Origin of the sequence: Microbacterium sp. PF5 (assembly GCF_004794315.1) — a bacterium.
Classification (GTDB): Bacteria; Actinomycetota; Actinomycetes; order Actinomycetales; family Microbacteriaceae; genus Microbacterium; species Microbacterium sufflavum.
The window spans coordinates 15,854-36,202 of the sequence record NZ_SSDQ01000170.1; the positions used below are offsets into that span (position 1 = coordinate 15,854).

At 70.3% G+C, this 20,349-nt stretch carries 20 protein-coding genes; 12 read left to right on the forward strand and 8 right to left on the reverse strand.

The window, feature by feature from the left end:
• Nucleotides 1-19: 19 nt before the first annotated feature.
• The gene (locus DW297_RS16830) at nucleotides 20-502 is read right to left on the reverse strand and encodes a DUF3515 family protein (protein WP_136034534.1); all 483 of its coding nucleotides are present in this window, start codon (nucleotides 500-502) and stop codon (nucleotides 20-22) included.
• A 23-nt stretch (nucleotides 503-525) separates the two neighbouring features.
• On the opposite strand from DW297_RS16830, the gene thiL reads away from it, so the two are divergent.
• Nucleotides 526-1,521: a thiamine-phosphate kinase gene (gene thiL, locus DW297_RS16835; protein ID WP_136034536.1), complete on the forward strand. Its 996-nt coding sequence runs from the start codon at nucleotides 526-528 to the stop codon at nucleotides 1,519-1,521.
• On the opposite strand, the gene rsmD is transcribed toward thiL, so the two are convergent.
• Nucleotides 1,491-2,105 (reverse strand): 16S rRNA (guanine(966)-N(2))-methyltransferase RsmD, encoded by a 615-nt coding sequence (gene rsmD, locus DW297_RS16840; RefSeq protein WP_136034538.1) that lies wholly within the window; start codon nucleotides 2,103-2,105, stop codon nucleotides 1,491-1,493. The two genes, thiL and rsmD, sit on opposite strands and share 31 nt — an antisense overlap.
• 61 nt (nucleotides 2,106-2,166) lie before the next feature.
• Between rsmD and DW297_RS16845 the strand changes: the two genes are divergently transcribed.
• From DW297_RS16845 to mutM, 6 genes are all read left to right on the forward strand, one after another.
• Nucleotides 2,167-4,341, forward strand: coding sequence for an ATP-dependent DNA helicase RecG (locus DW297_RS16845; protein WP_136034540.1), 2,175 nt, complete (start codon nucleotides 2,167-2,169; stop codon nucleotides 4,339-4,341).
• A gap of 30 nt (nucleotides 4,342-4,371) precedes the next feature.
• The gene (gene coaD / locus DW297_RS16850; protein ID WP_136034542.1) at nucleotides 4,372-4,869 is read left to right on the forward strand and encodes a pantetheine-phosphate adenylyltransferase; all 498 of its coding nucleotides are present in this window, start codon (nucleotides 4,372-4,374) and stop codon (nucleotides 4,867-4,869) included.
• A 114-nt stretch (nucleotides 4,870-4,983) separates the two neighbouring features.
• Nucleotides 4,984-5,478, forward strand: a complete 495-nt coding sequence (locus tag DW297_RS16855) for a YceD family protein (protein ID WP_136034620.1) — start codon at nucleotides 4,984-4,986, stop codon at nucleotides 5,476-5,478.
• A gap of 2 nt (nucleotides 5,479-5,480) precedes the next feature.
• A complete protein-coding gene (rpmF, locus tag DW297_RS16860) occupies nucleotides 5,481-5,690 on the forward strand; it encodes a 50S ribosomal protein L32 (RefSeq protein ID WP_050721097.1) in 210 nt (69 codons plus the stop codon).
• Between the two features lie 10 nt (nucleotides 5,691-5,700).
• Entirely contained in the window at nucleotides 5,701-6,393 is a 693-nt protein-coding gene (gene rnc, locus DW297_RS16865) for a ribonuclease III (RefSeq protein ID WP_136034544.1), read from the forward strand.
• Complete coding sequence (gene mutM / locus DW297_RS16870) at nucleotides 6,386-7,252, forward strand: bifunctional DNA-formamidopyrimidine glycosylase/DNA-(apurinic or apyrimidinic site) lyase (RefSeq protein ID WP_136034546.1); 867 nt, start codon at nucleotides 6,386-6,388, stop codon at nucleotides 7,250-7,252. The genes rnc and mutM overlap by 8 nt, the downstream gene beginning before the upstream one ends.
• Before the next feature lie 2 nt (nucleotides 7,253-7,254).
• On the opposite strand, the gene DW297_RS16875 is transcribed toward mutM, so the two are convergent.
• The 4 genes from DW297_RS16875 to DW297_RS16890 all read right to left on the reverse strand — a co-directional run bounded on the left by DW297_RS16875 (nucleotide 7,255) and on the right by DW297_RS16890 (nucleotide 10,863).
• Nucleotides 7,255-8,577 carry an FtsX-like permease family protein gene (locus tag DW297_RS16875; protein WP_136034547.1) on the reverse strand — a complete coding sequence of 441 codons (1,323 nt, stop codon included), beginning with the start codon at nucleotides 8,575-8,577 and terminating at the stop codon, nucleotides 7,255-7,257.
• Nucleotides 8,574-9,269: an ABC transporter ATP-binding protein gene (locus tag DW297_RS16880; protein WP_136034550.1), complete on the reverse strand. Its 696-nt coding sequence runs from the start codon at nucleotides 9,267-9,269 to the stop codon at nucleotides 8,574-8,576. The genes DW297_RS16875 and DW297_RS16880 overlap by 4 nt, the downstream gene beginning before the upstream one ends.
• A gap of 98 nt (nucleotides 9,270-9,367) precedes the next feature.
• Nucleotides 9,368-10,447: a GNAT family N-acetyltransferase gene (locus DW297_RS16885; RefSeq protein WP_136034552.1), complete on the reverse strand. Its 1,080-nt coding sequence runs from the start codon at nucleotides 10,445-10,447 to the stop codon at nucleotides 9,368-9,370.
• A 131-nt stretch (nucleotides 10,448-10,578) separates the two neighbouring features.
• A complete protein-coding gene (locus DW297_RS16890) occupies nucleotides 10,579-10,863 on the reverse strand; it encodes a hypothetical protein (protein WP_136034554.1) in 285 nt (94 codons plus the stop codon).
• Nucleotides 10,864-11,413: 550 nt separating this feature from the next.
• Here DW297_RS16890 and smc point away from each other — a divergent pair.
• Genes smc through DW297_RS16905 form a run of 3 tightly spaced genes read left to right on the forward strand, consistent with a single transcriptional unit; the run spans nucleotide 11,414 to nucleotide 16,414 of the window.
• The gene (gene smc, locus DW297_RS16895) at nucleotides 11,414-14,962 is read left to right on the forward strand and encodes a chromosome segregation protein SMC (protein ID WP_136034556.1); all 3,549 of its coding nucleotides are present in this window, start codon (nucleotides 11,414-11,416) and stop codon (nucleotides 14,960-14,962) included.
• 35 nt (nucleotides 14,963-14,997) lie between these two features.
• A complete protein-coding gene (gene ftsY, locus DW297_RS16900) occupies nucleotides 14,998-15,870 on the forward strand; it encodes a signal recognition particle-docking protein FtsY (protein WP_136034558.1) in 873 nt (290 codons plus the stop codon).
• A gap of 43 nt (nucleotides 15,871-15,913) precedes the next feature.
• Nucleotides 15,914-16,414, forward strand: coding sequence for a DUF2004 domain-containing protein (locus DW297_RS16905; RefSeq protein WP_136034560.1), 501 nt, complete (start codon nucleotides 15,914-15,916; stop codon nucleotides 16,412-16,414).
• A gap of 20 nt (nucleotides 16,415-16,434) precedes the next feature.
• Here the strand turns inward: DW297_RS16905 and lipA are convergent, their stop codons facing one another.
• Nucleotides 16,435-17,424 carry a lipoyl synthase gene (lipA, locus tag DW297_RS16910; RefSeq protein WP_136034562.1) on the reverse strand — a complete coding sequence of 330 codons (990 nt, stop codon included), beginning with the start codon at nucleotides 17,422-17,424 and terminating at the stop codon, nucleotides 16,435-16,437.
• The gene (gene lipB, locus DW297_RS16915; protein WP_136034564.1) at nucleotides 17,421-18,074 is read right to left on the reverse strand and encodes a lipoyl(octanoyl) transferase LipB; all 654 of its coding nucleotides are present in this window, start codon (nucleotides 18,072-18,074) and stop codon (nucleotides 17,421-17,423) included. The genes lipA and lipB overlap by 4 nt, the downstream gene beginning before the upstream one ends.
• Nucleotides 18,075-18,167: 93 nt before the next feature.
• Here lipB and DW297_RS16920 point away from each other — a divergent pair, with 93 nt between their 5' ends.
• Nucleotides 18,168-18,755 carry a TetR/AcrR family transcriptional regulator gene (locus tag DW297_RS16920; RefSeq protein ID WP_136034566.1) on the forward strand — a complete coding sequence of 196 codons (588 nt, stop codon included), beginning with the start codon at nucleotides 18,168-18,170 and terminating at the stop codon, nucleotides 18,753-18,755.
• A gap of 36 nt (nucleotides 18,756-18,791) precedes the next feature.
• Nucleotides 18,792-20,348 (forward strand): signal recognition particle protein, encoded by a 1,557-nt coding sequence (gene ffh / locus DW297_RS16925; protein WP_136034568.1) that lies wholly within the window; start codon nucleotides 18,792-18,794, stop codon nucleotides 20,346-20,348.
• Nucleotide 20,349 lies beyond the last annotated feature (1 nt).

Below are 20,349 nucleotides of genomic sequence, written 5' to 3' on the forward strand. Positions count from 1 at the left end.
CCCGGGTTCTCCGCGGCGCTCAGCCCGCGGGGAACTCCACGCGGTCCGTGCACTGGGCGGTCGCGGGCGCCAGGCCGGACTGGATGCTCGACGAGAGGGTGTTCACGATCGACTGGAAGTCGATCTGCTCGCCGCGGCGGATGATGACCTCCACCGCGGGCTCGCGCCCGTAGGTGACGAGGCGCTGCCGCTCCTCCTCCTGATCGAGCACCAGCCAGTCGACGCCGCCGAGCGTCGTGCAGACGAGCGCCGATGGCGCGGGGGGCTCCACGCCGCAGCGCAGCATGATCGTGGGGTCGCCCCAGGCGCCCGTGGCCTGCGCGTCGGTCCACACCCGGTCGAACCCGTCGACGCTGTCGGGGAGCAGCACGGAGACGGAGGCGCAGCCCGGATCGTTGGCGTCGTCCGCGGCTTCCAGGTGGACGGTGGTCGAGCATCCGGTGACGACGGCGGCGAGGGCGATCGCCCCGGCGACGGCGGCGAGACGACGAGAACGGGGCATGCATCCAGGCTACCTTTGACGACATGCACTCCCGACCCGATGCCGACGACCCGCGCCTGGCAGAGCTCTCGGAGGGACGCATCCTGCGGTCGATCCTGAGCCGCACGACACCGGGGGCGCACACGCTCCTCGGGCCGGGTGATGATGCGGCCGTGATCGCGGCGCCGTCGGGCTCGGTCGTCGCGACGACGGACACGCTGGTGCACGGTCCCGACTTCCGACTGGCGTGGTCCAGCGGGCATGATCTCGGCTGGAAGGCCGCGGCCGTGAACCTCGCGGACGTCGCGGCGATGGGGGCGCGTCCGACCGCGCTGCTGGTGGCCCTGGCGGTGCCGCGCGATCTGCGGTTGTCGTTCGTGGAACGGCTGGCCGACGGATTCCGCGATGCGTGCGCGGCCCTGGCGCCGGGGTGTGCGGTGGTGGGCGGCGACCTGACGGTGTCCGATGTGCTGACGGTGGCGGTGACCGCTCTCGGTGACCTGGAAGGGCGCCCTCCCGTCACGCGGGCGGGTGCGCGACCCGGTGACGTGGTCGCGGTCGCCGGCGAGCTCGGTCACGCCGCGCATGGGCTCGCGATCTTGTTCGGGCGCTTCCGCGACGGGGACGCGCCGATTCCGGTCGACCCGTCCCTGCTCGGACCAGGGGAGAGCGCGGCGGTGGCCGCGCAGCTGCGTCCGTCGCCGCCGATCGGGCTGGGCGTGGTGGCCGCGGCGGCCGGGGCGACCGCGATGATGGACGTCTCCGACGGGCTGGCGCTCGACGCGCGGCGGATGGCGGATGCCTCGGGGGTGACGATCGCGCTGGAGCGCGCCGAGCTCGGTGACTTCCCGGAGCGGGCGCTGGCGGGCGGGGAGGATCATGCGCTGCTGGCGAGCTTCCCGGACGGGATCCTGCCGCCGGGGTTCCGGGCGATCGGCACCGTGAGGGAGCGCGCGGACGAGAACCTGCTCTGCGACGACCTCCCGGTCGACGTCAGCGGCTGGGACCCCTATCGCGACTGGGACTCCGTGGCGGGCTGATCCTGTTCCGCAGGCGCGGCCTCGCCCGCGCGTTCGCACCACCAGAGCGCGGTGTCGCCATAGGTCTTCTCGCGGAACACGTGCAGTCCCGCCGCCTCGACGTCCGGAGGGGTGGAGCGGCGGGCACGTTCGACGATCAGCACCGCGTCGTCGCTCAGGAGCGGCGCGAGGGCGATCAGGTCCGCGGTCATGGCGGCGTCATCGAGGTCGTACGGCGGGTCCGTGAACACGAGGTCGTAGGGCCCCGTGGCGCGGGCCAGGTAGGAGCGGACGCTCGCTTCGTGCACCCGTGCCGGCGGCCGGCCGCTCGCCCTGGCCACGGCTCCCGCGTTACGGCGCACGACGGCCGCGGCGGGGCGACCCCGCTCGACCAGGTCGGCGGTCGACGCTCCGCGGCTGAGCGCCTCGAGCCCGAGGGCCCCTGAGCCGGCGTACAGGTCGAGGACCCGCGCGCCGTCGATCGCTTCGAGCGACTCGAGCGCGGCGAACAGGGACTCCCGCACGCGATCGCTCGTGGGCCGCGTCCCCGCCCCAGGAACCTCGAGACGGATGCCGCGCGCGCGGCCTGCGATGATCCTGGTCACCCGTTCACGATACGACAGGGGGCGACGACGTCGTGTCGGTCGCGTTCTCTAGACTCGGAGCATGTCGCTCACGCTCGGATCCTCGCTGGAGGAGGCCTTCGGCGCGGCGTCGGCCAAGACGCTGGGTCGCGCCTTCGGCATGAAGACCGTGGGCGATCTGCTCGGCCACTACCCGCGGCGCTATGCGGATCCGGGTGAGCTCACGCCGATCCGCGATCTCCCGATCGGCGAGACGGTCACGATCGTCGCCGAGGTGCTGTCGTCGAGCTTCCGTCGTATGCGCAACCGACCCGGCGCGATGGTGGACGTGGTGATCGGCGACGGGGTGGGCCGCATGTCCTTGACCTTCTTCGCGAAGAACATCGGTGCGGCCGAGTGGCGGTCGAACGATCTCGCGGTCGGCCGACGCGGGGTCTTCTCCGGCAAAGTGGGCGAGTTCAACGGCGTCACGCAGTTCGCGCATCCCGAGTACGAGCTGTTCGATGATGAGGATGCGGCGCGCCGTCGGGCCGACGCGCGGGCGGCGGTGCCCATTCCCATCTACCCGGCGACGTCGGCGATCCAGACGTGGCAGATCGCCCGCCTGGTCGGCCGCGTGCTGGACGGGCTGACCGAGGTGCCTGAGCCGCTGCCCGAAGAGGTGCGTCGCGGCGAAGAACTGCTCACGGCGCGGGAGGCGCTCGAGCGCATCCACCGCCCCCGCACGCGCAGCGACATCGACCCCGCGGTGCGCACCCTCCGCATGCACGAGGCGCTGACCCTGCAGACGGCGCTGCTGCAGCAGCGCCAGGCGTTGCGCGCCCTGGCGGCCACCTCGCGCCCGGCTCACCCCGGTGGGCTCCTCGAACGGTTCGACGCTGCGCTGCCGTACACCCTGACCCCCGACCAGGAGACCGTGGGCGCGCAGATCGCGCACGACCTGGTCGGTGCGTGGCCGATGAACCGACTGGTGCAGGGCGAGGTCGGCTCGGGAAAGACCCTCGTCGCGCTGCGCGCCATGCTGCAGGTGGCCGAGAGCGGGGGACAGGCGGCCCTGATCGCCCCGACCGAGGTCCTCGCGGCCCAGCACCTGCGCTCCATCACGAAGATGCTGGGCCCGCAGCTCGCCCCGCTGCTGATGCCGACGCTGCTCACGGGTCAGCTCCCCGCGGCCGAGCGGCGTAGGGCTGCGCTCCGGGTCGCCTCCGGGCAGTCGCTCATCGTGGTCGGGACGCACGCGCTGCTGGGGGAGAAGACCACGTTCGCCGATCTCGGGCTCGTCGTTGTCGACGAGCAGCACCGCTTCGGTGTGGAGCAGCGGGAGGCGCTGCGCGCGAAAGGATCCAGTCCGCACGCGCTCGTCCTCACCGCGACACCGATCCCGCGCACGGTCGCGATGACGGTCTTCGGCGACCTCGACACCTCGGTCATCCGCACGATGCCCGCCGGTCGCGCCGGCATCGAGTCGTACGTCGCTCCGCTGGCCGAGCACCCCGGCTGGTTCAACCGCGTGTGGGAGCGGGCGGCGGAGGAGATCGCGCAGGGTCGACAGGTGTTCGCGGTATGCGCGGCGATCGACACGGCGGCGAAGACGGCGGAGGCGGGCGAGCAGGAGCTTTTGGCGCCGGAGGGCGGGAAGGGGCCGCGCTGGGGCGTCGTGCAGCTCGACGAGGCGCTGGCCACGCATCCGACGCTCGGCGGCCTCCGGCGCGCGGTGCTGCACGGGCGCATGCCGTCGGAGGAGAAGGATGCGGTGATGCAGTCCTTCGCCCGCGGCGACATCGACCTGCTGCTGGCGACGACCGTGATCGAGGTCGGGGTCGACGTGCCCAACGCCTCGACCATGATCGTGCTCGATGCCGACCGCTTCGGGGTGTCGCAGCTCCATCAGCTGCGCGGACGTGTGGGTCGTGGCGGCGTGCCGGGGTTGTGCCTGCTGGTCACCGAGGCCGAGGAAGGCTCCGTCGCGCGGGAGCGGGTCGATGCGGTCGCTGCGACCCTGGATGGGTTCGCCCTGGCCGAGGTCGATCTGGAGCTGCGGGGGGAGGGCGACGTGCTCGGTGCCGCGCAGGCGGGCGTGCGCTCGTCGCTCAAGCTGCTCAGGGTCGTGAAGGATGCGGCGCTGATCACCCGCGCGAGGGAGCTGGCGGAGGGGATCCTGTCCGACGACCCGGAACTCGCGCGCCACCCCGGTCTTCGCGACGCCATCGGTCGCCGCGTGACCGACGAGGACCGCGCGGCGCTGGCGAAGAACTGACGCCGTTCGGCCGTGCCCTAGGCTGGATGCATGAGCAGCAGGATCGCCGTCGTCCCGGGTTCGTTCGATCCGCCGACCCTGGGTCACCTCGATGTGATCCGCCGCGCGGCCGCCCTGTACGACGAGCTGCACGTGCTGGTGGTGCACAACCCCGGCAAGGAGGCGATGCTGCCGATCGCGCAGCGGCTGTCCCTGCTCGAGCGCTCGATCGCCGAGGACGGCATGCAGGGCAACATCGTGATCGGCTCCTGGAGCATGGGTCTCCTCGTCGACTACGCGCGCGACGTGAACGCGGGCGTGCTGGTGAAGGGCATCCGCTCGCAGGTCGATGTCGCGTACGAGTCGCCGATGGCGATCGTGAACCGTCACCTGGCCGACATCGAGACCGTCTTCCTGCTGCCCGATCCCGCGCACGCCATGGTGTCGAGCTCGCTCGTGCGCCAGGTCGCGTCGCTGGGGGGAGACATCGCGCCGTTCGTTCCGCCGGCCGTCGCGTCGTTCCTCGACACCGGTGCGCGCGGCCTCTGAGGCCGCCCGTCCGGCCCGGTCGCAGGGAGACCCCGGTAGCATTGAGGGGTGCGTTCCCGACTCAACAGCCCCTTCGTGCTCCCCGTCCGTGACATCGTCCGGCGTCCGGGGGAGATGCGCGAGCACACCTTCACGGTGACGCTCCCCGAGCAGTGGGGGGAGGGCATCGTGACCTTCGAGTCAGGCTCCGAGCTGGATCTCGACGTGCGTCTGGAGTCGGTTCACGAGGGCATTCTCGTGTCCGGTTCCGCGGATGGAGAGTACGTCGGCGTCTGCGGACGCTGCCTCACCGACATCTCCGAGCCTGTCGAAGTCGAGTTCCAGGAGCTTTTCGCGTATCCTGGTGAGGAAGAAACTGACTTCGAGGTTCAAGACGACCACGTGGATCTTGAAACTCTCGTCAGGGATGCGGCCGTATTGTCGCTTCCATTTCAGCCGGTGTGTCAGCCGGATTGCCTCGGGCTCGACCCGGTCACAGGCGAGAGGCTGACCGAGAGCACCGGGACGGAGCAGGCCGCTCCCATCGATCCTCGATGGAGTGCGCTCCAGCAGATCACAGACCAAGACGGCACGGCAGAGAGCCGTGCCGCCGAGAAAGAAGAGAGCTAGTCATGGCTGGTAACCCCCCGAAGCGCAAGGTCTCCCGTTCGAACACCCGCTCGCGTCGCGCGCAGTGGAAGGCGGAGGCTCCGGCGCTCGTCAAGACCGTCGAGAACGGCAAGGTCGTCTACAGCCGTCCGCACCAGGCGAAGGTCGTCACCGACTCGCAGGGCACCGAGCTCTTCCTGGAGTACAAGGGCCGCAAGGTCGCCGACGTCTGAGTCGCGTACCGTGACGGAGGTCCCCGGGGGGACGAGACCTCTCCCAGCAAAGCTCCGCGTCGACATCGACGCGGAGCTTCTGGAGTTGGCGCTCACCCATCGCTCCTACGCCTACGAGCACGGCGGCATCCCGCACAACGAGCGCCTGGAGTTCCTCGGCGACTCGGTGCTGGGGCAGGCGGTGACGGTGATGCTGTTCACCACGCACCCCGACCTCGACGAGGGCGAACTGGCCAAGCGGCGGGCAAGCGTCGTCTCGACCGTGGCCCTGGCCGAGGTGGCCCGCGGTATCGACCTCGGAAGTCATCTCTTGCTGGGTCGCGGTGAGGAGCAGACGGGCGGTCGCGACAAGGACTCCATCCTGGCCGACACCATGGAGGCCGTGATCGGCGCCACCTACCTCTCCGCGGGGCCGGAGGCGGCGACCGAGCTGGTGCTGCGATTGACCGAGCCGCTGCTGGCGGATCCGGAGCGCTACGGCGCCGCGATGGACCCGAAGACCAGCCTGCAGGAGCTTGCCGCCCGGGTGGGTGCTACGCCGCCGCAGTACTCGGTCGAGGCGAGCGGACCGGATCACGACCGTCGCTTCACGGCCACGGTCGCCGTCGGAGACGTCGAGATGACCGGCACCGGAAGCAGCAAGAAGACCGCGGAGATGGCGGCCGCGCTCAGCGCCTGGCGCGTGCTCAACGAGCGTGCCTGAGCTTCCCGAGGTCGAGGTCGTCCGCGCGGGCCTCGCCCCGGCCGCGGTCGGCGCGACGATCACGGCCGTGAGCGTCTTCGACGAGCGCGCCCTCACCAGGCACACGGCGGGTGCTGCCGACTTCGTGCAGCGCCTCGAGGGGCGTGCCTTCACGGCGGCGATGCGTCGCGGCAAGTTCCTGTGGCTTCCCCTCGATGACGACGGGGAGTCGGCGCTGATCGCGCACCTCGGGATGAGCGGACAGCTGCTGCTGCGGGCTCCCGACGCTCCGTCCGAGCGCCATGAACGCGTGCGCCTCGGGATCGAGCATCCCGTTCACGGTGAGCTCGCGGTCGTATTCGCGGATCAGCGCACGTTCGGCTCCCTCGCCGTCGATGCCTTGGTGGAGGACGGGCCCTCGCGCGTACCGACGCAGGTGGCGCACATCGCGCGCGATCCGATGGACCCGTTCTTCGACGACGACGCCTTCCGACTGGCTCTCGCTCGCCGGCACAGCGCGGTCAAGCGGGTGCTGCTCGACCAGGGCGTCGTGAGCGGTATCGGCAACATCTATGCCGACGAGTCGCTGTGGGCCGCGCGTATCCACCCCGAGACGCCGGCCGATCGACTCTCGACTCCGGCCGTGCACCGTCTGCTCACCGAGGTCCGCACCGTGTTGGCGAAAGCCCTCGCCGAGGGCGGGACCAGCTTCGATGCGCAGTACGTCAACGTGAACGGCCAGGCGGGGTACTTCGCCCACTCCCTCAATGCCTACGGCCGCGGCGGGGAGCCGTGTCCGCGGTGCGGCGGCGCCATTCGGCGGGTGTCGTTCATGAACCGGTCATCCCACTTCTGCCCGACCTGCCAGCGCCGCCGCTGAGGTCACACCGGCTGGAAGGCTCGCCCGAGGAGCGGCCGCGTCGCCCAGGTGCTCGCCCACACCAGCCCGATCCCGGTGACGAGAACCACGGCGATGGTGGCGATCGAGACGGGCGCCGTGATCAGTGCGATTCCGAGCAGGGGAAACACGAGGAACGCGGCGCAGAGGGCGGAGCCGAGGGAGGTCACGAGCACCGGGGCGACGATGGAGCGTCGGCGGGCGCGATCGATCATCTCCATCGGCATCCCCAGCTGGTGCAGGCTTCGGTGGAGATCTCTCTGATCGATCACGTCCGCAGCCTGATTGACGCCCACGGATGCCGCCACCATGAGGAACGATCCGATCAGGGTGATGATGAGTCCGGTGCGGATGTCGGCGGCGAGCGTCGCGTCGGCCCCGGATGCACCAGGACCGTCGATCTCCGCCATGAGCGCGACACCGGTCCCCGCGAAGACGGCCATGAAGCTCGCCATCGCGATGCCACCGACCTGACGCCACGCAGCTTTCGGCGCATCCAGGACGATGCGGGCCGAGAGCATGCGGTCGGGCTCCTGTGCCCGGCGCAGGCTCGTGCGTGCCCAGATCGACAGTGCCCAGGGGCCGACCAGGTTCAGCACGGCGAGCGCCGCGGCGTAGAGGCCGCACAGCACGATGACGGCGATCATCCCGCCGGCGATGGCGGGAACCGCCTTGATGAGCACGAAGGCGATCGCCAATCCCCCCACGGCGATCACCGCACGGATCCAGTGCATCTTGGTGACGACGGCGCGAGTGCGCACTCCCAGCGGCGAGATCACCACGCGGCGCAGACCGATGGAGGCACTCACCACGGCCAGCAGCAGCACCACGGCGACCACGAGGAGGATCGGAACGGGCGGCAGGAGCACAGCATCGAACCCGAGCGGTGCGCCGCGGAACGGGATCAAGCCGATGAGCGGACTGATCGCGAGGTGACCCGCCACCCCGATCGCGGCGCCGACGGCTGCCACGAGCAGCGACTCGGCCACGGTGGCGACCGTCACCCCCGCGGGTGTGACACCGAGCAGGCGGAGTGTCGACAGCCTCTCGTCGCGACGGCGCGCTGACAGTCGGGCGGCCGCACCACCGAGGGACATGAGCGGCACGACGAGAAGAACGAGAGCGATGCCAGCGAGTGCCCGGTAGAGGGCAGCACTGTCATCGGACCACCGCCAGAACGACTGCGCACCGCCGATCACCGTGAGGACCAGGGTGGTGACGATGCCGAAGGCGACGACAGGGAGCACGAGGACGCTGTTCTCTCCGCGGGCCGGCCGCAGGAGGAGCGTCAGCACGCCGGCGTTCATGCGTCCACCGCCGAGGAGACGACGCGCCCGTCGCGCACGGCGACCGTACGGGTGCAGCGTGCCGCGACGTCGGCGTCGTGCGTGACCACCACCAGCGTGCGTCCCTGGCCGGTGGTCGACCACAGCAGTGCATCCATCACCTCTGCGGAGGTGTGCGAGTCGAGCGCGCCGGTCGGCTCGTCCGCGAAGACGATCTCCGCCCCCGTGGCCTGCGCGCGCGCGATCGCGACACGTTGCGCCTGACCGCCGGAGAGTTCGCCGATGCGTCGATCCTCCATTCCCGCCAGTCCGAGCGCGGCAAGCCAGGAGGCGGCGTGCGGGATGGCATCCTTCTTCGCCACGCCGTTGATCATGGAGGCCAGGGCCACATTCTCGACCGCGGTGAGCTCGGGGATGAGGAGTCCCTGCTGGAACACGAAGCCGAATCGTTCGCGACGCAGGCGCGAGCGCGCGGATTCCCCGAGTGCGGTGACCTCGACGGGCCCGCCGGCGGACGGGTGGAACGTGACGCTGCCGGCGTCGGGGGCCGTGATGCCCGCGAGCACGTGCAGCAGAGTGGTCTTGCCCGATCCGGAGGCGCCCATGATGGCCACGGCTTCTCCGCGCTGCACGGCGAGGTCGATGCCGGCGAGGGCGCGCGTGGCCCCGAAGGTCTTGGTGAGAGCATGAGCTTCGATCACGAATGCGTTCATGATTCCAGCCTTCCCGCGCGCGGCCCCCACGTCGTCGGCCGTCCGGATGACCGTCCCGGAGCGGAGTCATCCAGGAGGATGACTCCGCTCCCGCGGGATCAGAGCTTCTTCTGCCACGCTCCCGCATACGAGACCGGGCGGAACCCGATCGCCTCGTTGATGTCGAGCATCGGCCGGTTCTCCTCCGCGTTGAAGGTGGAGACCACGGTGGCATCCGGCACGAGCTCACGCCAGCGGAGCAGGTTCGCGCACTTCACGATCATGCCCAGACGATGCCCGCGGTGGTCCTTGGACACCAGGGTGCCGAACTGATGCGTGACGCCGGTGCGCTCCGCTCCGATGACCAGCTCGTTGTACGCGACGATGTCGCCGGTGGGTACGTGCTCCACGGCGACGACGGACACCGTCTGCCCGGCGCCCGTCAACCGCGCATCTCGCCGGGCCACCCGGTCGGCGTCCCAGACCTCCGCGACGAAGTCCATGTCGCCGCTCGGAGCGTCCGTCGACAGCCGCGCCAGCACCGCCGCGTACCCGGAGCGGAGCTCGGGCGGTGTGGGCAGCAGCCACTCCACCACGCGGTAGTCGGGTCCTGCCGCCTGCGTGGCCTCGGCCAGAGCGGCCTTCAGAGGAGCGGGGTCCGCGCGCAGGTCGAATTCACTGTTGCGCTCGACCTGCTCCAGTGTGAATCCGTGGGCGTCGACGAGGTCGCTCAGCGGCGTCGCCGGAATGCGGCCCCATCCGGTCCGAGGAACCAGCATGCGAGATGTCTCCTCCGGACGATGCAGGCTCCAGATCTGCAGCACGCTGCGCCCGCGGGCCCGTGCCTCGCTCTCGGCTCGTGCGAGGAGCGCGTCCTCGATGCCTCGGCCCCAGTGTGCGTCAGACACGAGCAGGTCGACCTCGGCAGCGTTCGCGTCCGCCTCCTGCGCGAAGGACACCGTCACCATGCCCACGATGTCGGCACCGTCGCGGGCGACGAAGCCGAGGTCGAGGGAGTCGGTGTCGTCTTGCCAGCCCGGGAGCATCTGCGCGGAATCCGGCGCGAGATCCGGGATACCGACCTGCTCGTCGCAGATCTGCCGGTTGAGTTCGCCGTACGCGCGGAAGTCGGCGGCGTCGTCAGCGTCGAGCGCGGCGGGGACGGTCAGCGGTGAGATGGTCAGTTCCGCGATGGTCATGTCGGTTCCTTCGGGGTGGCGGGCGGCTGCGGGGGAGACGGCGAAGGGCCGTCCACGGTCTCCTCCGCCCACGGACGGGGCGGAGGAGACCGATGGTGCGGTGTCGACGGCGTGCGAAGCGGTCATGCGGATCAGCGCATTCCCCGCTGCATGTCGAACATGAGCATGGCGTTCGACTCCGCTGCGGAGCGGTGACGCTGCTCTCCGACGAGGAACAGGTCGGCCGGGTCGAGGGTCAGCCCTCGGCGCGGCCGCCGCGGCCGCTGAGCCCGCTGGAGCAGCCAGAGGCCGATCCGGAGGGACAGGCGGTCCGTCAGACGGAGCTGTCGCCGTTCGTCGTCGCGGGGGAGGGGGAGGACCTCACGGTCCTCGATATCGGGCGGGTGGGTGGTGCTGCGGTACAGCGTGGTGTTCACGATGATTCCTTCGAGGTTGCGTGATGGGAGGGGGTGCGGAAGCACCGGCGCAGGCCGAGGATCCGGCCGGAGACGGTGCGGACGGTGGCGACCGCTCGGGGATGCGCTGACGCGAGAATGCGAGAGCGCGTGCCGAGGGCGGCGGGGAATCCATGACTCCGCGGTGCGGGTCAGAGGGTGGTGGCGCGGGGGAACCGGCAGGACGGATGGCCTCGGAGAGGCGTCACATCCCGGGCGACGGTTCTAGCAGATCGTGCCGAGGCGGTCGCCGGCGGTTACCGAGTACGCACGGTTCGGCGCGGTGTGCGCGGGCGCGGTGCGGCCGTTGGCCTTCGCGGTGTGCTGAGTGATCATCATCGGTAACCTCCTTTCGTGTGGCGATCCGGAGGCCAACCGTAGCGAAACTCTCAGCCGATCGTCAAGCATTTCGTGCTAGCGCCGGCGTGTCGCCGCCGGAGGAGCTCGCTCCGAGACCCGCGCGGGATCCGTGGGAATCCGCGCGATTCCGGTAGCGTAGCGACGTGATTCTCCCCCGACGAGCGGTCCCCGCATGCATCTGAAGAGCCTGACGCTCAAGGGGTTCAAGTCGTTCGCCCAGCCGACGAGCTTCGTCTTCGAGCCCGGCGTGACCTGCATCGTGGGTCCGAACGGCTCCGGCAAGTCCAACGTGGTCGACGCCCTCGCCTGGGTCATGGGGGAGCAGGGCGCGAAGACCCTCCGCGGCGGCAAGATGGAGGACGTCATCTTCGCCGGCACCTCCACGCGAGGGCCCCTCGGGCGAGCCGAGGTGCAGCTCACGATCGACAACGCCGATGGAGCACTGCCGATCGAGTACGCCGAGGTCACGATCAGCCGCACGCTGTTCCGCAACGGATCGAGCGAGTACGCGATCAACGGCGAGGGCTGCCGACTGCTCGACGTGCAGGAGCTCCTGAGCGACTCGGGTCTCGGCCGCGAGATGCATGTGATCGTGGGTCAGGGGCGCCTCGACACCGTGCTGCAGGCGTCGCCGGAGGATCGCCGTGGCTTCATCGAGGAGGCGGCGGGGATCCTCAAGCACCGACGCCGCAAGGAGAAGACCCTCCGCAAGCTCGACGCCATGGAGGCCAACCTGACGCGTCTGAGCGACCTGGCCGGTGAGATCCGGCGGCAGCTGAAGCCGCTGGGCCGTCAGGCCGAGATCGCCAGGGAGGCCCAGACGATCGCGGCCGTGGTGCGCGATGCGAAGGCCCGGCTGTTCGCGGACGACGTAGTCGCCCTGCGCACGGCCCTGGCCGACCACACCCGCACGGAGCAGGAGCGTCACACGGAGCGCCTCGTGCTGTCGGATCAGGCCGAGGCGGTGCGTGCGAGCATCGCGCGGCTCGAGAAGGACCAGAACTCCGTCGCCGTCGATGCGGCGCGCGGCGTGGCCTTCGGGCTCGAGCAGGTCCAGGAGCGCATGCGGGGGCTGTACACCCTCGCCAATCAGCGTCTCGCTCTGCTCGGCTCGGAGGAGGACGATGCCGCCGTGACCGCGGTCACGGTGACGCAGGCGACGATCGACGAGGCGAAAGACGACATCGAGACGATCTCCTCGGGGCTGGGCGATGCGCAGGATGCCGCGGTCGCGGCGAGCCGCGAGGTCGTGCACGCCAGGGCGGAGCTCGACACGCTCGACGTCGACATCGCGGAGCAGAGCGCGCTCGTGTCGGAGTACGACATGCGCCTGACGGCCCTGCGCGGTACGGCTGATGCGGCGGCGTCGGCCCTTGCCGCGGTGCGTGGTGCCGTGCTGCGCCAGGAGAATGCGCTCGAAGCGGCGAACGAACGGCGGCGGGAGGCGGCGGAGGCACTGGAGGCGATCGAGGACGCCGAGGCACCGCAGGGCACAGCCGTCGAGCACGCTGCCGCCTATGAGAGCGCGCAGCGGGCGGCGACGGCGGCGGAGGCCGAGCGCGAGACGCTGCGCGAACGGCTCCACGCCGCGGAGCGCGAGGTCGACTCGCTCACGGCGAAGGCGGCGGCGCTGAGCAGCGCGCTGTCGCTGTCCGGTGGTGCCGCCGAGATCGTGAAGGCCGGTGGCGCGGGAGTCCGCGGACTGGTCGGCGACGCGGTGCAGGTCAGGCCGGGGTTCGAGGCGGCGATCGCCGCGGTCCTCGGTCCGCTCGCGGAGGGCGTGCTGATCGACAGCGCGGACGCCGCGTTCACGCTGGCGGCCCTGGCTGCGGCGGAGCGCCGTGGGGTCGTGGATTTCGTGGTGGCGGATGCTCTGCGCCCCGAGTCGACCGCGCCTCCCGTCGACGGTGTCACGTCCGCGATCGACGTGGTGACCGCACCCGACGGCGTGCTGGGCATCCTGTCGCATGTGCTGATCGCCGAAGACCTCGATGCGGCGCGCTCGGCGCGAGCCGCTCTGGATGCGCTGTCCGACACGCGGACGACGATCGTGACGACCAGCGGCGAGGTGATCACCGCGCAGACGCTGCGCACGGGCTCCGGTGGTGAGCGGTCGCGTCTCGAGCTCGCGGCCGAGCGCGACGCGGCGACGGAGCGGCTCGCCGAGATCCAGATCGTCGTCGACTCGCTCCGGGAGGCGCGGATCGAGGCGGACGAGCAGGTGGAGGCCACACGGCGTCAGGCCAAGGACGCGTTGCGGGCGCTGCGCGAGCACGATGCCGCCCTGGCCACGCACGCCGAGCAGGTCAACCGCGTCACGGTGCGGCACGAGTCCGCCGTGGCCGAGTGCGAGCGCCTGGAGTCGGGGCTCGCGCAGGCCCAGGCTGCAGTCGCGGATGCCGAGGCGAAGGCGGAGTCGGCCCGTGCGGAGCTCGACGAGGCCGTGGCCGCGCCGCGTCCCGTGCTGGACGCGTCTGCCCGCGACGGTCTGCTCGAGGCTCTCGAGCTCGCCCGCGAGGGAGAGGTGCGCGCGCGGCTCGAGGTCGAGACGCTGCGCGAGAGGGTGCGTGCGGCGCAGGCGAGGGTCGCGACGCTCGAACGGCAGCGCGAGCAGGAGCGGGACGCCGCCGCCGAGGCCGCCCGCCGCGCAGTGATCCGTCGGGCACAGCGGGAGGCCGCCTCCGGGGTGGCAGAGGAGCTTCCGCGCATCCTCGACTCGCTGGACCGCTCGGTGACCGAGGCCCGTGTGGCTCTTGCCGAGGCGGAGGCCGCCAGAGCAGCGCAGAACGAGGAGCTGGTGGCGCTACGGAAGCAGGAGACGTCGCTGCGCGAGCGGCTCGCCGGCCTCACCGAGAGCGTGCACGGCCTGGAGCTGCAGATCCACGAGAAGAAGCTCCACCTGCACAGCCTGCTGGAGCGTGTGTCTTCCGAGCTGTCGCTCGACGAAGATATTCTCGTTGCGGAATATGGACCTGATCAGCTCGTTCCGCGCGATCCCGGAGTGGAGCCCCCTGCGGACGAACTGCTCGACGACACGGCGATCCCGTTCGATCGTCGTATCCAGCAGCGCCGGCTGGCCGAGGCCGAGCGGAAGCTCGCCCAGCTGGGCCGCGTCAATCCGCTCGCCCTGGAGGAGTTCGCCGCGCTCGAGCAGCGCCACGCCTTCCTGACGGAGCAGCTCGCCGACCTGACCCAGACCCGTCAGGATCTGCTGACGATCATCGCGGACCTCGACGAGCGGATGCAGACCATCTTCGCCAGTGCGTTCGAGGACACCAAGGAGGCGTTCGGCCAGGTCTTCCCGCTGCTGTTCCCCGGTGGGACGGGGAGCATCTCCCTGACCGACCCGGACAACATGCTCACGACCGGCATCGAGGTCTCGGTGCGGCCCGTCGGGAAGAAGATCGAGCGCCTGTCGCTGCTCTCCGGAGGGGAGCGGTCGCTGGCCGCTGTCGCGCTGCTGGTGGCGATCTTCAAGGCGCGTCCCAGCCCGTTCTACATCCTCGACGAGGTGGAGGCGGCCCTCGACGATGCGAACCTCGGCCGGCTGCTCACCGTGTTCGAGCAGCTGCGGGAGACATCTCAGCTCCTGGTGATCACGCACCAGAAGCGCACGATGGAGATCGCCGACGCGCTGTACGGCGTCTCGATGCGCCAGGACGGCGTGTCCGCTGTCGTCGGTCAGCGCGTCGGTGACCGCGCGGCCGCCGCGGCGAGCTGACCGGCGTAGCGCACCGCTACCCGTAGGCTGGGGGGATGGCAGAGAAGTCCTGGTCTCTCGGTCGCGCCCTGCGCGGCATGTTCGTCAAGCCCACGATCGATGAGACGACGTGGGAAGACCTGGAGACCGCCCTGATCACGGCCGACTTCGGGCCGGACATCAGCGAGCGCATCGTCGACGAGCTCCGCGACAAGGTCGCGAAGTACCGCACGACCGACCCCCGCGACCTCCAGCGCATGCTGCGCGAGACGCTCGAGGAGCACTTCGCGAAGTTCGACACGACGCTCAAGCTCACCGAGCGCCCGGCCGTCGTGCTCGTCGTCGGCGTCAACGGGGTCGGGAAGACCACCACGATCGGCAAGTTCACCAAGTTCCTGCGCGGCTACCAGCGCAGCGTCGTGGTGGGGGCCGCCGACACGTTCCGTGCCGCCGCCGTGGACCAGCTCGCCACGTGGGCGCAGCGCGGAGGGGCGGCGATCGTCCGCCCGCAGCACGAGGGGCAGGACCCGGCGTCTGTGGCGTTCCAGACCGTGGAGTACGCCAAGCGCGAGGGCATGGAGATCGCGATCATCGACACGGCCGGTCGTCTGCACACCAAGGGCGGGCTGATGGACGAGCTCGGCAAGATCCGCCGGGTCGTGGAGAAGCAGGCCCCGATCAGCGAGGTGCTGCTGGTTCTCGACGCGACGACGGGGCAGAACGGGGTCATGCAGGCGGAGACGTTCCTGCAGCACGCCGGCGTCACCGGGCTCGTGCTGACCAAGCTCGACGGGTCGGCCAAGGGCGGCTTCGTTCTCGCGGTTCAGGAGCGCACCGGGATCCCGGTGAAGCTGCTCGGACAGGGCGAGGGCATCGACGATCTGACCGGTTTCACCCCGCACGTGTTCGTGCAGGCGCTGGTCGGCTGACACAGGGCTACCGCCCTGAGCACGAGGCTGGTTTCATAGCGTTATGGCGATCGAACACGACTACTTCGGACTGCTGTCGTCGGGCCCCGACGGCTCGATCTTCTGGTCGGAGACCGTCGAGCTCGGTGACCAGAGCGTGACGGTCGACCTCACCGCTCCGGACCAGGACGACGTGTCCGCTGATGCCCTCGACATCGCCGCCGCGCTGATCGCGGGACTGGAGAACGTCGACGCCACGGCCCGCCGCGGCATGTTGTCCGAGGTGGATGACCGGACGAGCGAGGTGACCGAGTACATCCTTCAGCAGCAGGAGGCCTTTGGCGACGACCTGCCGGACGTGCTGGTGGACGTGTCCGGCGATGCTGCGGTGGACATCATCCGCTCGCTACGCCTGATGAGCATGACGATCCTGGCGGACGAGCATGGCGGGTCCGAGCCCTTCGCGGTGCTCGAGTACGCGCTCGACGACAGTGCGACCGACGACGTGCTGCTCGTGAACCTCGGCTCGGACGGAAGCGTGCAGTCCGTGATGAGCGCTGACTGACCCGGCGCTCACCCCGCAGATCACACGGCCTGGGCGAACCCGAGGTCGGCGCCCTCGGCGATGTGCGCGAGGTGCGGCGGGATCTCCCGCCCCTTCGAGACCATGGACTGCGCCCAGAGGCGTCCGGCACGGTACGAGGAGCGCACCAGCGGTCCGGCGAGCACCCCGAGGAAGCCGATCCGCTCCGCCTCCTCCTTGAACTCGACGAACTCGGCCGGCTTCACCCAGCGGGCGACGGGGAGGTGCCGCGGCGACGGCCGCAGGTACTGCGTGATGGTGATGATGTCGCAGCCGGCGTCGTGAAGATCCTGCAGGGCCTGCACGACCTCCTCCGGCTCCTCGCCCATGCCCAGGATCAGGTTCGACTTGGTGATGAGGCCCGCGTCGCGCGCCTGGGTCAGCACTCCCAGCGAGCGCTCGTAGCGGAAGGCCGGCCGGATGCGCTTGAAGATGCGCGGGACGGTCTCGACGTTGTGGGCGAACACCTCGGGCCGGGACTCGAACACGACGCCGAGCTGATCCGGGTCGCCGTTGAAGTCGGTGGCGAGCAGTTCGACGCCGGTGTTCGGGTTGAGGCGATGGATCTGGCGGACGGTCTCTGCGTTGAGCCAGGCGCCGCCGTCGGGAAGGTCGTCGCGGGCGACGCACGTGACGGTGGCGTAGCGGAGGTTCATGCGCACGACGCTCTCGGCGACGCGGCGTGGCTCATCGGTGTCGTAGTCCGCGGGCTTGCCGGTGTCGATCTGACAGAAGTCGCAGCGCCGAGTGCACTGGGATCCGCCGATCAGGAAGGTCGCCTCGCGGTCCTCCCAGCACTCGAAGATGTTGGGACAGCCCGCTTCCTGGCACACGGTGTGGAGGTCTTCGCTCTTCACGAGCGAGTGGAGGGCGGTGTACTCCGGCCCCATCTTGGCCTTGGTGCGGATCCACTCGGGCTTGCGCTCGATGGGGGTCTCGGCGTTGCGGATCTCGAGTCGGAGGAGCTTCCGGCCCTCGGGGGCGGCGGTCATGCGGGGACTCCCGTCCGTGCGATGTCGGTGTATTCGGCGAGGAAGGCGGCGCGGACGGCGTCCACGAGGTCCCGGGGTTCGACGACGGCACCGGAGACCTCGCTGACCGTGGTCACACCGGCGTCGGTGATGCCGCACGGGATGATGTCGCGGAACGGTGCGAGCGAGTTGGCGCAGTTGATGGCGAAGCCGTGCATGGTCACGCCCTGCTGCACGCGCACCCCGATGGCGGCGACCTTGTCCTCGGAGAGGGGGCGGCGAACCCACACCCCGCTGCGACCGGGCACCTGGTAGCCGTCGACGCCGAACGGTCGCAGGACGTCGATCAGCAGATGCTCGAGCCGGCGCACGTGCGCGACGACATCCATGGGCTCAGGGAGGCGGACGATCGGGTAGCCGACCAGCTGCCCCGGGCCGTGCCAGGTGATCTTGCCCCCGCGGTCGACATCGACCACGGGGGTGCCGTCCTGCGGTCGCTCGTGCGGCTCGGTGCGCTTGCCCGCCGTGTAGACGGCTTCGTGTTCGAGCAGGATCAGCGTGTCCGGACGCGCGCCGGAGAGCACATCGGCGTGCACGCGGCGCTGCAGGTCCCAGCCGTCGAGGTACGGCACGGGGGTCGGGGAGAACCCGGGGGTGAGGATGTCGAGCATGAAGTCTCGCCTCCGAAATAGTTGGATTGCGTCTAAGAATACGCCCTGTCGTGACGCCCGAGCGCGACTCGCCGCGCGCGGTAGCGTGAGGGTATGAACTCCACCGGCCGCGCTGGCCGCCCCAAGGCGTCGTCGCGCGAGACGCTCGCGGAGGCGGCGTGCGAGCTGTTCCTGGAGCGCGGGTACGACGCCACGTCGGTCGCCGACATCACGCAGCGCGCCGGGGTGAGCCGCTCCAGCTTCTTCAACTACTTCACCTCCAAGAGCGACGTGTTGTGGTCCGCCGTGGACGAGCGCATCGAGGAGGCCGTCGAACGCCTGCAGGGCCTCGGGCGCGAGGCGGACGGCGACGCGGTGCGCGGGATCCTGCGGGGCATCGTGCGGGACTTCGCGCCGGACCCGCTCGCGCTCGCTCTGCGCAACGCCGGCGCGATGGGACTGCAGGAGGAACTCGTCCGCGACACCGGTGTGCGCCTGGCGCGGCTGTCGGAGGCGATCGCCACCGCGGCCCGTGGCTCCGGTGTCGACGCGATCAGGGCGGACATCCTCGGCGCAGCCCTCGCGGCCGCCGTGTTCTCCGCGTTGCGCGTGTGGGCCGAGCAGGGCGCGGGGCTCGGAACCCCGCAGGCCGTGCTCGACGACGCCCTCGGCGCGATCCACGACCTCCCGTGGTCCGGCTGAGCGAGTCGTCGGCGCTCGCGTAGAATCGGGAGCACCATGGCTACCTTTGGAACGCTCTCCGACCGTCTCACCGAGACCTTCCGCAACCTCCGCACGAAGGGGAAGCTCACCGCCGCCGACGTCGACGGCACCGTGCGCGAGATCCGTCGCGCGCTGCTCGACGCGGACGTCGCTCTTGCGGTCGTCAAGGACTTCACGGCGAAGGTGCGCGAGCGCGCGCTCGGCGACGAGGTCAACAAGGCGCTGAACCCCGCCCAGCAGGTCGTGCAGATCGTGAACGAGGAGCTCGTGCAGATCCTCGGCGGGGAACAGCGTCGTCTGCAGTTCGCCAAGACGGCGCCGACCGTCATCATGCTCGCCGGGCTCCAGGGCTCCGGAAAGACGACGTTCGCCGGCAAGCTCGCGAAGCAGCTGGAGGGGGAGGGGCACACCCCGCTCCTAGTCGCCGCCGACCTGCAGCGTCCGAATGCCGTCAACCAGCTGCAGGTCGTCGCGGAGCAGGCCGGTGCGACCGTGTACGCACCCGAGCCCGGCAACGGCGTCGGCGATCCGGTCAAGGTGTCGCGCGACGGCGTGGAGCACGCCCGTCGCCAGCAGCATGACGTGGTGATCATCGACACCGCCGGACGCCTCGGTGTCGACGCCGAGCTGATGAAGCAGGCCGCCGACATCCGCAAGGCGGTCGACCCGGACGAGGTGCTGTTCGTCATCGACGCGATGATCGGTCAGGATGCGGTCAACACGGCGAAGGCCTTCCAGGAGGGCGTCGACTTCACCGGCGTCGTCCTGTCGAAGCTCGACGGTGACGCCCGCGGTGGTGCGGCGCTCTCGGTCGCCTCCGTCACCGGCCGGCCGATCATCTTCGCCTCGACCGGTGAGCGCCTCGAAGACCTCGAGCCGTTCCACCCCGACCGCATGGCGAGCCGCATCCTCGACCTCGGCGACATCCTGACCCTGATCGAGCAGGCGCAGCAGGCGTTCGACGAGGAAGAGGCGCTGAAGGTCGCCGAGAAGCTCGCCAACGAGGCCTTCACGCTGGAGGACTTCCTCGAGCAGCTGCAGCAGATGAAGAAGATGGGCTCGATGAAGAAGATGCTCGGCATGCTGCCGGGCATGGGCCAGATGAAGCAGCAGCTGGAGGACTTCGACGAGCGGGAGATCGATCGCACCGAGGCGATCATCCGCTCGATGACGCCGGGGGAGCGGCGTAACCCCAAGATCTTGAACGGGTCGCGTCGTCTGCGCATCGCCCGGGGCTCCGGCATGACCGTGACCGACGTGAACCAGCTGGTGCAGCGTTTCGACCAGGCGGCGAAGATGATGAAGACGGTCGCGCGCGGTGGCACGCCGAACATCCCCGGCATGGGTCCCGTGCCCGGCATGGGCAAGCCGGGAGCGTCGTCCAAGCGCGGCAAGAAGGGCAAGGGGTCTCAGGGACGCTCGCGCTCGGGTAACCCCGCCAAGCGGGCGGCCGAGAACGCTGGCCTGGCAGCATCCGCCTCCGCGAACGGCTCGGGCTTCGGTCTCGGCGGAGCTCCTGCGCCCACCGAGGCGGATCTCGCCGAGATCCAGAAGCTCTTCGGCAAGAGCTGAT

Excerpts from the sequence above, each read along its gene's own strand:
- DW297_RS16830 (WP_136034534.1), bottom strand. The coding sequence starts at position 502 with ATGCCCCGTTCTCGTCGTCTCGCCGCCGTCGCCGGGGCGATCGCCCTC.
- thiL (WP_136034536.1), top strand. The coding sequence starts at position 526 with ATGCACTCCCGACCCGATGCCGACGACCCGCGCCTGGCAGAGCTCTCG.
- DW297_RS16845 (WP_136034540.1), top strand. The coding sequence starts at position 2,167 with ATGTCGCTCACGCTCGGATCCTCGCTGGAGGAGGCCTTCGGCGCGGCG.
- coaD (WP_136034542.1), top strand. The coding sequence starts at position 4,372 with ATGAGCAGCAGGATCGCCGTCGTCCCGGGTTCGTTCGATCCGCCGACC.
- DW297_RS16855 (WP_136034620.1), top strand. The coding sequence starts at position 4,984 with ATGCGCGAGCACACCTTCACGGTGACGCTCCCCGAGCAGTGGGGGGAG.
- rpmF (WP_050721097.1), top strand. The coding sequence starts at position 5,481 with ATGGCTGGTAACCCCCCGAAGCGCAAGGTCTCCCGTTCGAACACCCGC.
- DW297_RS16875 (WP_136034547.1), bottom strand. The coding sequence starts at position 8,577 with ATGAACGCCGGCGTGCTGACGCTCCTCCTGCGGCCGGCCCGCGGAGAG.
- DW297_RS16880 (WP_136034550.1), bottom strand. The coding sequence starts at position 9,269 with ATGAACGCATTCGTGATCGAAGCTCATGCTCTCACCAAGACCTTCGGG.
- DW297_RS16885 (WP_136034552.1), bottom strand. The coding sequence starts at position 10,447 with ATGACCATCGCGGAACTGACCATCTCACCGCTGACCGTCCCCGCCGCG.
- smc (WP_136034556.1), top strand. The coding sequence starts at position 11,414 with ATGCATCTGAAGAGCCTGACGCTCAAGGGGTTCAAGTCGTTCGCCCAG.
- ftsY (WP_136034558.1), top strand. The coding sequence starts at position 14,998 with ATGGCAGAGAAGTCCTGGTCTCTCGGTCGCGCCCTGCGCGGCATGTTC.
- DW297_RS16905 (WP_136034560.1), top strand. The coding sequence starts at position 15,914 with ATGGCGATCGAACACGACTACTTCGGACTGCTGTCGTCGGGCCCCGAC.
- lipA (WP_136034562.1), bottom strand. The coding sequence starts at position 17,424 with ATGACCGCCGCCCCCGAGGGCCGGAAGCTCCTCCGACTCGAGATCCGC.
- lipB (WP_136034564.1), bottom strand. The coding sequence starts at position 18,074 with ATGCTCGACATCCTCACCCCCGGGTTCTCCCCGACCCCCGTGCCGTAC.
- DW297_RS16920 (WP_136034566.1), top strand. The coding sequence starts at position 18,168 with ATGAACTCCACCGGCCGCGCTGGCCGCCCCAAGGCGTCGTCGCGCGAG.
- ffh (WP_136034568.1), top strand. The coding sequence starts at position 18,792 with ATGGCTACCTTTGGAACGCTCTCCGACCGTCTCACCGAGACCTTCCGC.